We start from the raw sequence: 12,619 nt of genomic DNA, 5'->3' as shown, positions 1-12,619 counted from the left end.
TGCCCGCTCCGCTCACCGACCACCTGTGTAAGTACTATGTTTTTAAGCAGGAAGTGTAAGTAGGAAGAGCAAGGGAGAGGGCGAGCGCTATCTCCTTTTTTGCAGTTCAAAATACTGGCTACTTCATTCCTTAATCATAAAATCATTTCTGAATTTCTGGAATTCTTTGGGTGTTTTTTTATAGTGTTTTTTAAAAGACTGAATGAAGTGATTTACATGATTGAAGCCCACTTTGTGGGCTATTTCAGTTATGGTATATTGTGTGGAGGTTAATAACTCGCTGCTTTTCTTGATGCGATATTTGATCAAATAATCATAAGGTGTCATATGAATGGTTCGCTTAAAACTACGAGTGCATTCTGAAACACTTAAATGTGCTATAGCGGCAATTTCTTGTAGTGTTATGTTGTTTGTGTAGTTTTGATGGATAAAGCTAAGCATCAATTGAAGTCTTTCCTGTTGTATTTTCACGTATTTAGGTGCTTCCTCAGAAGAAAGAGAAATATTAGATATTAAGATTAACCATAATTGTGCCGTTTTGATGGATACCTCATATTCCCAACCCCACTTTTTTTTCATATCAAACTTCTGTTTCATATCCCAAAGCATTTGCAGTATTTGAATTTGCCATTGAACATCTCCCTTAATTACTAGTGACACTAAGGAAGAGTTTGTATAAGGCAGTACATAATTTTTTTCCATCGCGCTATCTGCATAAAAGGCCAGCAGCTTCTCCGGGAAATTAAAGCTGACATATTGACCGTTGTGTGAAAGTTGTGTAGTAACGTGAAGAACACCTTTATTAATTAAAATGGCCTGACCTGTGTCTAATTCATGATCAATTCCGTTAACTTGTATAACTAGTTTTCCTTTAGTAACCAAAGTGATCTGTAGTTCTTCATGCCAATGTAAATCGTTAAATCCTCTACCTTTAGGAATACTTTCGTGGATCGTATGGGTGTACATGATGTATGGAAATGAAACATCGGGATAGAGAATGGTCTCGTGCAATTGTTTTTCCATTAAAATGAAAGTCCTTTCTTATGACGATATTCCTATATAAATAAAAGATATAATTACACAAAATAAATAAAAGCGGTGATATTATTATACACAGTTCAGTTTATTATTCAAATTTTCTGTGCACAGAGAATTGCTCAAAAACAACTGAGAGGATCATTATGAAAATAAATAAAACGTCTCTACCCTTGCATCCATACTTTTTGCTGTTCATCAGTATTTTGTCGGTTTCCATCTCTTCCATCATGATAAAATCCTCAGACACTCCAACCTCCGTGGCTGGAATGTATAGATTGTATATGTCAGTCATACTAATGCTTCCTTTCGTACCCTGGAAAATGCTCCGTTCCATAAAAATGACCCAAAAAGATTGGGGTACCGTTTTTATGGCTGGTCTTTTTCTCGGATTACATTTCTTATTCTGGATGGAATCTTTGGTGTATACCTCAGTTGCGAGCTCCATGGTCATCTTATCCTTACAGCCTTTATTTGTAATGATTGGTTCCTACTTTATGTTTAGAGAACGAGCAAGCCTATTCACTATTTTTTGTTTGATCGCTGCTCTTATCGGTTCAATCATTATAGCTTGGGGAGACATTGGGACTTCGAAAGAGGCACTAATCGGAGATGGGTTGTCTTTATTAGGAACAATCTTGATTTCAGCTTATATGCTGGCAGGACAGAAGGTAAGTCACAAAATAAATGCAAATTTTTATAGTGTGATTGTTTTTTTTCTTGGCGGCAGTGTCCTGCTAGTCTACAATTTGGTGAATCATTATTCCTTGACCGAATATGACTCGTCGGAATGGACGTATTTTTTATTACTTGCAGTAATTCCAACTATTTTTGGTCAATATATTTTTAATCTGCTGTTGAAGTCAATGGGGGCAACTACTGTGTCAGTGGGTATTATTGGAGAGCCGGTTCTCGCCATACTTCTCGCCTACTTATTTTTAGGAGAAATCATGTCTGCATTTCAATTCATAGGTGGAATCATGACTTTATTCGGTATGGGGATGTATTTTTGGGCAAAATCCTTAAAGTATACAGTTGCAAAATATTAAAATTGTTTGCTGATTATCGCGAAATTTTTAAGAATACAATCGATGAGGAGAATGTTTACATGGCAACGATTGATGATTTTTTGAAACTCGATATTCGGGTTGGAACTATAATTAAAGCTGAGTTTTTTGCAGAAGCGAAAGTTCCTGCTATTAAACTTGAAATCGATTTTGGACAAGATATTGGAATAAAAACATCGAGTGCACAAATTACAAAAAGATATGTGGCTGAAGAGATTATAGGGGAACAAATCATAGCTGTAGTCAACTTTCCTCCTCGACGGATAGCAGGCTTTGATTCAGAAGTATTAGTCCTTGGAGGAATCCCCGAAAAGGGGGACGTGGTTCTATTGAAACCAGATATTAAACTGCCTGATGGAACACCTATTGGGTGATAAATCGATCCTGTTTAATCCATCAAGCTGGGTTGAATTGCAGCTGAATGGAAAAATATGATTAAAGTTCAAGAGCGTACTGGCAAAGTTATGCAGTACGCTCTTGTTATAAACTATAGACTTCTCTCTAACAAAACCCCGACTTGTTTGGCCATAACTTGCGGCGGATATGGCATCCCATTCCGAATCCACCACTCAATTATCCCTACATAGGCGTTTCCAGCATATTGCAACATAACATCTTCACTTAATTCAGTATTCCTGCTGCTTTCTCTGTCGATCTCACCTTTAAATCCTTCAATAAAAGAGGCAAAAAGCCGAGTTCTAAAAGATGATGGTGTCCCTTTACTTGCTAACATGGTCGAAAAAAATAAATAATTTTCCTTAAAATATTCAAAGTAAGGTACAAGAGCATCGGTCCAATCCAACTCACATGCCCACTTATCCATCTCCCCTAATTCGTTAAGGTGTGTCTCTATGAGTTTATCCAATAAATCATATTTGTCCTGATAATGAAGATAAATGGTTCCGCGGTTTACATTTGCCCGGTCCGCAATATCCTGAATGGTAATCTCATCAAAGTTTTTTTCAGTCATCAGTTCAATAACAGCTTTTTTCAAGGATTCTTGAGTTTTAAGAATTCTCCGATCCACTTTGGTCATCGAAAATGTCACCTAGCCTTCTGCGATAATTAACACTTTTGATTCATGTGTTGATATATCAACATATCGCGGATTTTTAACCATTGTTTTTACGCTTCTTAATCATATAATAATAGACATGAGTTGATTAAACAATCTGCTTTGCTTATCAACTTCGTGTTGTATAGGTAATTTCAAAAGTGAAGAGAGGAACCTTGATTTTGGTTAATCAGAAAAATTTACTTGTATTTATATTAACCATAGGAGTCTTCGGCATTTTAAATACCGAAATGGGGGTGATCGGCTTATTGCCCTCCATTGCTGAACACTTTCATGTGAGTGCATCAACAGCAGGATGGTTGGTAAGTTCTTTTGCACTTGCGGTTGCAGTGTCTGGGCCCATCTTACCTTTATTGTTTTCGGGTATAAATCGGAAAAAGGTCATGTTACTTGTGCTTGGTGTTTTCGTTTTAGGGAATGTCGTCTCAATTTTTACGACTAATTTTACGATTGCACTTGTTGCTCGTGCAGTACCTGCACTTTTTCATCCTGTATATTGTTCATTGGCATTTACTGTAGCTGCGGCCTCGGTTAGTCAGGAAGAAGCTCCAAAAGCTGTTTCGAAAGTTTTTATTGGAGTATCTGCCGGTATGGTAATCGGTGTACCAATCGCAAGTTTGATTGCAAGTGCTGCTTCTTTACAGATGTCGATGGTATTCTTTGCTGCCGTAAACATTATGGTATTTATCGCTACATTACTATTTGTACCATCGATGCCCGTTGAGGAAAGACTTTCTTACGGAGCACAATTATCTGTATTAAAAAAACCAGCTACTTGGCTTTCCATTGTGACTGTTATTTTAATGAACTCAGCAATATTCGGTGTTTACAGTTATTTTGCTGAATATTTGAAAACTGTTACGAATATGTCTTCGAATACAATTAGCTTAATGTTGTTTATATACGGTGGAGCCAACATTATTGGAAATGTAGTCGCAGGAAAGCTACTTATTAATAGTGCGATCAAATCTGTCGTGTCTTTCCCTTTTGTACTGGGAGCTATTTACATCATTATGTTCTTCACAGGACAGCTTAGCGTACCCATGGCGATCATAACATTAATTTGGGGAATATTAGCCGGTTTCGGGGGGAATATGAATCAATATCTGATGACGTCTTCTACTCCTGAAGCGCCTGATTTCGCTAATGGATTATTTTTAACATCTGCTAACTTGGGAGTAACATTTGGTGCCACAGTCGGTGGATTCTTTATAGCAGAAATGGGTACACAATACGTCATATTTGTGGGACTACTATCATTGGTTTTAGGTTTTGTAGCCATTTTACTAAGAAACTACATGTTTACTCTCACTCGATCACTTTCAAGATAAGGAATTGTCTCCATGTTTAAATAGGCTAAGTAACACGATTAAAATAACCAATAATTCATGAATTGCAGGAGGTTATACGATAATGATAACTACTAATGCACGCGCTACATTCAGTCCAGAAGGTCCATTCAAACTGACCACGATAGAACGCAGGTATCTCCAACCGCATGATGTTCTCATTGAGATTAAGTACGCTGGTATTTGCCACTCTGATATTCATACAGCTCGCGGCGAGTGGGGACCGGTGAACTATCCGCTCGTTCCAGGGCACGAGATTGCCGGAATTGTCACCCAGGTTGGTTCGGAGGTCAGAAAGTTTGCCGTTGGCGACCGAGTAGGGGTAGGCTGTATGGTTGACTCCTGCGGAGAGTGCGTTAACTGTCATCAGGGAGAAGAGCAGTATTGTCTAAATGGTAATACGGGCACCTATGGAGCCTACGACAGATACGGGCAATATACGCAAGGTGGTTACTCCTCTCACATCGTCGTAACTGAAGACTTCGTAGTTAGCATTCCTGATGGTATAGAGCTTGATGTCGCTGCTCCTTTGCTGTGTGCCGGCATTACAACGTATTCGCCGCTGCGCCATTGGGGAGCCGCTCCTGGCAAAAAGATAGCTGTTGTTGGACTTGGCGGGCTTGGACACATGGCTGTAAAGCTTGCTCATGCCATGGGGGCAGAGGTTACGGTTTTATCACAAACATTGAATAAGAAAGAAGACGGTTTGCGGCTTGGTGCGGATCATTATTATGCCACGAACGATCCGGAAACGTTTAAGAAACTGGCCGGTTCGTTCGACCTGATTGTGAATACGGTCAGCGCGAAAATCGACATTAACGCCTACCTTTCATTGCTGGCACTGGACGGTACATTGGTCAATGTTGGTGCGCCAGCGGAGCCATTGCCTGTTCAAGTCTTATCTCTTATCGGTCATCGTCGGTCGTTTGCTGGATCGATGATTGGCGGTATCCGCGAAACGCAGGAAATGCTTAACTTTTGCGCTGAACACTCTATCACTCCAGAGATCGAGGTTATTTCGGCTAACCAGATTGATGAAGCCTGGGAGCGAGTACTAGCTTCAGACATACGGTATCGATTTGTGATCGACATCAGCACGATGGAGAATGAATAACGAATGATTCTAGGCAAAATGAGAGAGGCACATCTACACTGATGTGCCTCTTTTACTTAATGGGAGAAACCATATTCAAGATTGAGGCTAGTAGCCTTGATTCAGCCTGAGGGACCGGTGCATAACGTACACATGAAGGCAGGATTTATGAAGAAGACTTTTTATTGAATGCCAGTAACAATATCAGTCCGATGATACATAATACACCAATCCATTGGAAAAAACCAAAGGGTTCTTTTAACCAAAATACAGTTGTTAAAACAGCAGCTAGTGGTTCCAAACTACTTAGAAAGCTTGTTTCTTTAGGTGAAAGGCTTTGTAAACTTTCTATATAGAACCAAAATGCTATCATTGTGCCGAATATAATAACGAATGCTAGATATAAATAGGTTTCTAGGGTCAAGCTTTTAAAATCGATCTGCCAGGGTGGATGAATCAAGCTTAGTCCAAAACCGCCGATGACCATCGCCCAACCCACAATAACCAGGGAATCGTATTGCTTCAAAAGAGGAATTGCGTATAAGGTATAAAAAGCCAGGGCTACTGCTGATAAAAGACCCCACACGATTGCGATCTTCGGAACGGATAGTTGAGAAATAGAGCCATTTGTTAACAAGAAAAAACAACCCACTAAAGCCAGAAAAATAGCTGACAGATCCTTTCGTGTGAAGACCAGGTGCTTTCGCAGAACTAAATAGATAATAATCATTACAGGTGCTAAATACTGTAATAATGTCGCAACAGCGGCATTACCACTCTGAATGGATGCCATATACGTATATTGAACCGCTAGCATACCAACCAAACCGTAGACAATGAGTTGGAAAGCGGTCTTTCTATTTTTCCATACACCCCATATTTGTGTACGGTCTTTTATTAAAAATTGAAGGGCCAAGAGTAAAACACCAGCTATGAGCAAGCGTGTTGTTACAAGCCAATTTACATCGATTTGTAGAAAAAGTTTTTTTGCAACGGTCCCACTGATCCCCCAGAATATAGCTCCTGTGATAACAAGAAATAATCCTGTTCTTCTAGTTGATTTATCCATGAATATTCTCCACCTTGAAATATAATAATAGTGTTATAATAGGTGAAAAATATTTTAAATTATACTTGAATTTGATGATAAAATATAAATATATTGAGGTTGTGGTGATTTGCAAATAAAAAATTTTATGATTGACCAAAACCTAAAAGAACTAACTGAGCATCGGACGGTCGTATTACCGGTGGCGTGTTATGAAACAACAATTAACCAAAATATACATGGATATGTACCACTTCATTGGCATGATGAAATTCAATTTGTTTTGGTTGAAAAAGGGGAAGCGATCTTTCAAATAAATGAGGATAAACGAATCGTACGACAAGGTGATGGGTTGTTTATAAATAGTGGCTGCCTACACATGGCGGAAGATAAGAATGAATCGGGTTGCGTCTATATCTGTCTAAATGTTTCTCCTCATTTCGTTTTATCACAAGAGCTTTACACACCCTACGTAGCTCCTTATATTCAAGCGACTAATTTACCTTATGTATACATAGATTCGGACGAGCTTTGGGGTAAAAACATTTTAGATGCCATTTTGAAAATGAATCAATATATTCAACAAAAATCACCATACTTTGAGATGGATATTACCATGCATTTAACACTGATTTGGAAAAACTTAGTCATTAATGGCTTTCAATTAGAATACGACCAGATGGAAATGGTAAAGAGTCAACGGATCAAGCAAATGTTAAATTGGATCTATTTGCATTATGCTGAAAAAGTCACATTAGATGATATTGCAAAAGCGGGTCAATTGAGCCGTTCGGAGTGCTGCTTATATTTCAAACGAATTTTAAAGGTAACTCCGTTGAATTATGTAATGGATTATCGGATTCAAAAAAGTTTAGTCTTACTGCAACAAGCAGAATCCAACGTTACAGAAGTTGCCTATAAGGTCGGATTTAACAGTACGAGCTATTTTATAGAAAGATTCAGAAAAGCGATGAATATGACACCACTAGCCTACAAAAGATCAAAAATGGATGATTGATAATTAGGGCTTCGATACCCATGGATGAACGCTGCTGCGGAGTGTAGGGAAGTTGACTCGCTTATCTTCAGCACCTCCATATACTCACTGATTTTTTGATTCACTTTTTGAGACTCAGGATCGGTTGACTTTATTTGTTCGCTGGGACGCCAATTCCCATCGCTATCGCTTGTACAACACCATTCAGACCACTTCGTTCTTGTTCCACTTGGTGCCGACTTTTTTTACAAATCTCACAAACAACCTTATCCTAAACGTTACAGGTAAGTCTGTAACTTCATTGGCAAATCTGTATGGCGTGTGATAAGTATTTAAAAGTTTGAAGTCGCTAAACTAACGAGATACACTAGGTTCAAGTAATCGATGAAAAGAAGAGGGGGAGACCGAATTGAAGACAATCAAGTGCATGATGGACCACCTATACTGGGCGGACGGACGCATCTTGGACGCGCTCGAGGAGAGTAAGACGAAGAACAAGGACCTTCTGAAGCTGGTTCGGCACGTTTCGGTCGCGGAACGAGTCTGGCTGGACCGATTGCAGGGCAAGGGTAGCGCGCAATATTCGTTGTGGGAGGAAACGGAAGACCTGACGGCGATCCGGACGATGTTCGAAGAAAACGCTGAGCAATATCGCGTCTATATCGAAGGGCTCAAGGAATTCGAGCTGGATGAGATGATTGACTATGGGAACCAGAGCGGGGTTCCGTTCCGAACGTCCGCCCGGGACATCCTGTCGCAGGTCCTCTTACATGGGCAATATCACCGGGGACAGATCAACCGGGCACTTCGGATCGAATCGGCAGAGCCTGCCCAAGTCGATTACATCACGTTCACGAGACTCTAACGGGGAACGATAGCTCAATTGGTTTGAGGCTTACTCAGCAGAAAACTACGGGATACCGTGGCTTTTTTGTTGTCACTTCTTCCAGTATCTATGGTTTATAATGGAGAGTTATAAAAGAGAACCGGGTAGAGGAGAAATGGAATATGACAGATTCAAACTTCATTGGCATGCTTCCCGACCTCGAGGTGAGCAGACGTATATTTCAAGCTGCAGCCATCCTGGACGCTATCCTTATGCCGGAGTGGGAATACCGATATTATTCGTACAACGCCCATTGGGATGAGAATGAACAGATGGCATCGATGAGGGACGGCGAAGGGGATCACTATTTTGCGCTGTTTCAGCCAAACGGACTGATCATCAAAGGGTTTGACCAGCGGTTCAATCAGGTGCATGGGCCACATGATGTTATGGAAGTTGCAAGGCAGCCAGGCATGGTCCGCAAGTAAGGAACTGGATGCCGAAGCCTACAAACTGTTGCATGTTTTAAACGGCAAAGCGGATTATTACTATGCTTGGGCAACGGAGTATTACGAGATTTCACTGGACCGGTCGCTCGTACAGCGAATATTCGATATAGAGCCTTTGGATTGGGAAATGCTTAAAGGTCTAGATAAAGAATTAGAACTCGTTGATCTTGAAGAGGATATCCAGGAAATAGGCTATCCGGTAAAAAGGGAAGATTGAAAATAGTATGTACATAGACATTTCCTATTGAAAGTCGCTATTTAAGCGGCTTTTTTTATTATATCGGTGTCAGAAGAAAATAAAATTCTAGACTGATGACGAATCATTAAGCTAACGGGCAGGATAGTTCAAATACGTGGTATCATGTGGTGAGTAATTAATGGAGCCCTCTTTTACAATGTTGAGAATGGGGGAAATCGTGGTCGGCTTGGAATGGGAAGGTTTGTATAGAGAATTGTTGGGAGATGGAAACCAATTGCTTATGGAAGGCGCAATGGATGTCTGTCATCGCTTATCAAAGACCCATCGAATGTTCGTAATCACGAATGGTATCACTCACACGCAAATCAAACGCTTGAAGCAGTTTGGGCTATATAAGTTTTTCGAGGATATCTTTGATTCGCAAAGCATTGGTTATCAAAAACCGAAGGAAGAATTTTTCAATTACGTCATAAGTCATATTTCAGAATTTAATAGAAAGGATGCGCTTGTCATTGGAGATTCATTAAATACGGATATCAAAGGTGGTCTTCAGTCGGGCATTGACACCTGTTGGGTCAACAGAACCGGACAAATAAGTCCGGCAGAAATTAAAAGCACATATACAATCTCAAACTTAATGGAGCTCACTTCCATCCTGTTAGGCTGTAAAAACAAACGCTTGTGCCGCCTCAATTATCACTTTTTGGTGACTATATCACAAAAAAGTGGGTACTGTTTTTCTTGTAACTTTTCCCCCATACTATCGTTCATAGGAGGTTCATGAAGCAGACAGAGCATCCTATACCATATAAATCATTATAAAAGGAGTGTAATAGAATGGGGAAATTTGACGGGAAGGTAGCAGTTGTAACCGGAGGTACAAGCGGCATCGGTCTCGCGTCAGCACAACAGTTCGTAAAAGAAGGGGCTTACGTTTTTATCACGGGACGCAGACAACGTGAACTGGATGAAGCAGTAAAGCAGATCGGAAAGAATGTTACAGGTGTCCGAGGTGACATATCTAAATCGGAAGATCTAGATATATTATTCGAAACAGTTAAGCGAGAAAAGGGACACTTGGACATTCTCTTTGCAAATGCCGGACTAGGGTCATTTCTTCCATTAGGAGAAATTACAGAAGCACAATACTACAAGACTTTCGATGTCAACGTGAAAGGAACCATCTTTACAGTACAAAAGGCATTAGCTTTGTTTCCAAACAAAAGAGGTTCGATTATTCTAACGGGATCCACTGCTGGCTCGATGGGGATGCCAGCGTTTAGTATCTATGGTGCATCCAAGGCAGCGATCAGACAGCTCGTCCGCAGCTGGATTCTTGATATGAGAGGGACCGAAATTCGTATAAACATCCTTAGTCCGGGAACAATCGTAACGCCGGCGTACGATGAGTTATTTGGCTCTGAACTAGATCATTTACTGGAACAGGCAAAAAATGATATTCCGCTCGGCAGAGTGGGGCAGGTTGAAGAGATCTCCAATGCTGTCATGTTCCTAGCCTCTAATGAAAGCAGCTATATGAACGGCGTTGAATTATTCGTAGATGGCGGAGTAGCTCAAGTTTAACCAGGACATAATAATTTTCAAACGACAAAGATTTTTAAATCAACTTAAATGCGATTGTATTATCCCCTCCATGTAACGTTCAATTTTTCCTTCAGTGATCCTTGAAGGATCAAGCGATACATGAAGGGGATATTCTTAGATCGGGAGATGGTGCATTATATGAAAACATTTTTCTGTGAACTGGAAGTTACACTAGAGGTTATCGGAGGAAAGTGGAAGGGGCTTGTTCTGTACTATTTAATAAAAGGACCTAAACGGACGGGAGAGCTTAAGCGACTCGTTCATAATATATCGCAAAAGATGCTGATTCAAACTCTTCGGGAACTGGAAACAGACGGATTAATTCGCAGAAAGATGTACAATCAGGTACCGCCTAAGGTGGAATATTCAACGACGGAACTGGGTCAATCACTTGAACCCATTTTGAGATCGCTTTGTGATTGGGGGGGGAATTACGCAGAGCAATCCTTCGCTCCGGGCGAGATTGAGATTTTGTATCTGGATTAACTGTCGGGGGACAAGAGCATAGTCCCATTTGAAGTCGCTATTTTAGCGGCTTTTTTGTTTTATCGTTTTACGTTGATGTTTTCGAGTGATGAGCAATATTCTAGTACAGGTTACTTCGTAATTAACAAGGTGCACTACAAAACTAAGGACACAAAACTTGTCTCAGAGATTAATAAGTACGTCTTGGATTATGGCAAAAGCATCATGCCCCAGCTGTTGCCAGGAGTCTGAGCAAACAGGTAAGCGGTTGAGGCTAATGACAATGAACCCATTACGCTAACGGGATACGATAGTTCAATACAAACAAGAAGGCAGCCGATCAAAGTGATTGGCTGCCTTTGTTTAACTAATGGGCAGGATGGAGTGACTTTTGTGTAGAAAATTAAAAACGAACGAATCAAGTTCGTGCGCAAGATCTAGCGATGCTCTTTGAGTGCCGGTTCGCACGATTTACCGGGACTTAGATCGGCTAAATATAGCTGGGCAAACGCCATAATATGAATTACTCCCTAAAGAAATTTCTGCATACATGCAAAATTCCCTCGGCGTAAGCATAAGGGGCAACGTTGTTGTGGAATGACTTTGCCTCTGCTGTTGCATTCTGGAGAAGATAGCCATGGGCAACCATCTGAAGCATCTCGATGTCATTTCCACTGTCACCGAAAGCCAATGTTTTGGACAGGGGTACCTGACTATAATCCATCAGGAATTGCACAGCCGCTTTCTTTCCAGTTCCTGCGGGGATAAAATCGACATCATATGCGTGCTCCGGATCACCCGCCTTGGGATTGCAAATATTGATATTAATTCCGATCCCATGATTTGCAGCCAGATGCCTGATGATACTTATATCATATTGGGTTTTGACTGCTGATACCGGATAATAATAGTAGTTCATTTTGTATCGCGATTGACCCAATTGAGTCTGTTCGTGAAGAACAATGTTGAATGTTGATTTTAATTCGCTAATTAAATCTTCTACATCTCTTCGAGAGAATCCGGAGGCCCTTATGATCTTTGCCCATGAAGGAACAGTGACCAGTTGTCCGTCAGGCTCGACTTCCCACAACTCTGTGCCCAGATTGCTCGCTATAAAATGGGGGAGCTGCGTCATACCGGCTATATTCATTTTTGCTTGTATTTGCTGAACACTACTTCCGGTGACCCAAGCTATCTTTACCTGATGATTTCTGGCAAGCTGCTGGAGGTATTGTTCCAGTTCGTACACCATTTTGAGTTGTTCAGGCAAACATTCATGCGGATAATAAGTTTCGTCAAAATCAAACAATATCAGATATTCGGTTACAGCGGGGGTATATATGACTTTCAT

Annotated in this window: 15 protein-coding genes; 11 read left to right on the top strand and 4 right to left on the bottom strand. The window is 40.5% G+C overall.

The window, feature by feature from the left end:
• Positions 1 to 123 precede the first annotated feature (123 nt).
• Complete coding sequence (locus ACU1JV_RS08480) at positions 124 to 1,023, bottom strand: AraC family transcriptional regulator (protein ID WP_413985657.1); 900 nt, start codon at positions 1,021 to 1,023, stop codon at positions 124 to 126.
• Positions 1,024 to 1,181: 158 nt separating this feature from the next.
• On the opposite strand from ACU1JV_RS08480, the gene ACU1JV_RS08475 reads away from it, so the two are divergent.
• Both ACU1JV_RS08475 and csaA read left to right on the top strand, forming a co-directional pair.
• On the top strand, positions 1,182 to 2,084 hold the full coding sequence (locus ACU1JV_RS08475) for a DMT family transporter (RefSeq protein ID WP_058829020.1): 903 nt from the start codon (positions 1,182 to 1,184) through the stop codon (positions 2,082 to 2,084).
• Between the two features lie 59 nt (positions 2,085 to 2,143).
• Entirely contained in the window at positions 2,144 to 2,476 is a 333-nt protein-coding gene (csaA, locus tag ACU1JV_RS08470) for a chaperone CsaA (RefSeq protein ID WP_040102014.1), read from the top strand.
• Between the two features lie 113 nt (positions 2,477 to 2,589).
• On the opposite strand, the gene ACU1JV_RS08465 is transcribed toward csaA, so the two are convergent.
• Positions 2,590 to 3,138 (bottom strand): TetR/AcrR family transcriptional regulator, encoded by a 549-nt coding sequence (locus ACU1JV_RS08465; RefSeq protein ID WP_013369642.1) that lies wholly within the window; start codon positions 3,136 to 3,138, stop codon positions 2,590 to 2,592.
• 200 nt (positions 3,139 to 3,338) lie between these two features.
• Here ACU1JV_RS08465 and ACU1JV_RS08460 point away from each other — a divergent pair, with 200 nt between their 5' ends.
• Positions 3,339 to 4,508, top strand: coding sequence for an MFS transporter (locus tag ACU1JV_RS08460; protein ID WP_413985658.1), 1,170 nt, complete (start codon positions 3,339 to 3,341; stop codon positions 4,506 to 4,508).
• 82 nt (positions 4,509 to 4,590) lie between these two features.
• A complete protein-coding gene (locus ACU1JV_RS08455; RefSeq protein ID WP_413985659.1) occupies positions 4,591 to 5,640 on the top strand; it encodes an NAD(P)-dependent alcohol dehydrogenase in 1,050 nt (349 codons plus the stop codon).
• Between the two features lie 145 nt (positions 5,641 to 5,785).
• On the opposite strand, the gene ACU1JV_RS08450 is transcribed toward ACU1JV_RS08455, so the two are convergent.
• Entirely contained in the window at positions 5,786 to 6,688 is a 903-nt protein-coding gene (locus tag ACU1JV_RS08450; RefSeq protein ID WP_413985660.1) for an EamA family transporter, read from the bottom strand.
• Positions 6,689 to 6,797: 109 nt separating this feature from the next.
• On the opposite strand from ACU1JV_RS08450, the gene ACU1JV_RS08445 reads away from it, so the two are divergent.
• From ACU1JV_RS08445 to ACU1JV_RS08415, 7 genes are all read left to right on the top strand, one after another.
• A complete protein-coding gene (locus tag ACU1JV_RS08445; RefSeq protein WP_413985661.1) occupies positions 6,798 to 7,685 on the top strand; it encodes an AraC family transcriptional regulator in 888 nt (295 codons plus the stop codon).
• Positions 7,686 to 8,073: 388 nt separating this feature from the next.
• On the top strand, positions 8,074 to 8,529 hold the full coding sequence (locus tag ACU1JV_RS08440; RefSeq protein WP_337681954.1) for a DinB family protein: 456 nt from the start codon (positions 8,074 to 8,076) through the stop codon (positions 8,527 to 8,529).
• A 143-nt stretch (positions 8,530 to 8,672) separates the two neighbouring features.
• Positions 8,673 to 8,978: a hypothetical protein gene (locus ACU1JV_RS08435; RefSeq protein ID WP_337681955.1), complete on the top strand. Its 306-nt coding sequence runs from the start codon at positions 8,673 to 8,675 to the stop codon at positions 8,976 to 8,978.
• The gene (locus tag ACU1JV_RS08430) at positions 8,932 to 9,216 is read left to right on the top strand and encodes a hypothetical protein (RefSeq protein WP_413985662.1); all 285 of its coding nucleotides are present in this window, start codon (positions 8,932 to 8,934) and stop codon (positions 9,214 to 9,216) included. Before ACU1JV_RS08435 ends, ACU1JV_RS08430 begins: the two co-directional genes overlap by 47 nt.
• Positions 9,217 to 9,394: 178 nt before the next feature.
• Positions 9,395 to 9,982 (top strand): HAD-IA family hydrolase, encoded by a 588-nt coding sequence (locus ACU1JV_RS08425; RefSeq protein ID WP_446724538.1) that lies wholly within the window; start codon positions 9,395 to 9,397, stop codon positions 9,980 to 9,982.
• Positions 9,983 to 10,035: 53 nt separating this feature from the next.
• Positions 10,036 to 10,782, top strand: coding sequence for an SDR family NAD(P)-dependent oxidoreductase (locus tag ACU1JV_RS08420; RefSeq protein ID WP_025676179.1), 747 nt, complete (start codon positions 10,036 to 10,038; stop codon positions 10,780 to 10,782).
• A gap of 159 nt (positions 10,783 to 10,941) precedes the next feature.
• Positions 10,942 to 11,289 (top strand): winged helix-turn-helix transcriptional regulator, encoded by a 348-nt coding sequence (locus tag ACU1JV_RS08415; RefSeq protein WP_019685981.1) that lies wholly within the window; start codon positions 10,942 to 10,944, stop codon positions 11,287 to 11,289.
• A 502-nt stretch (positions 11,290 to 11,791) separates the two neighbouring features.
• Here the strand turns inward: ACU1JV_RS08415 and ACU1JV_RS08410 are convergent.
• Positions 11,792 to 12,619 carry an HAD-IIB family hydrolase gene (locus ACU1JV_RS08410; protein WP_413985664.1) on the bottom strand — a complete coding sequence of 276 codons (828 nt, stop codon included), beginning with the start codon at positions 12,617 to 12,619 and terminating at the stop codon, positions 11,792 to 11,794.

This window comes from Paenibacillus sp. T2-29 (assembly GCF_052921365.1).
The sequence above is the reverse complement of the archived record's forward strand: the minus strand, read 5'-3'. Positions and strand labels throughout refer to the sequence as shown.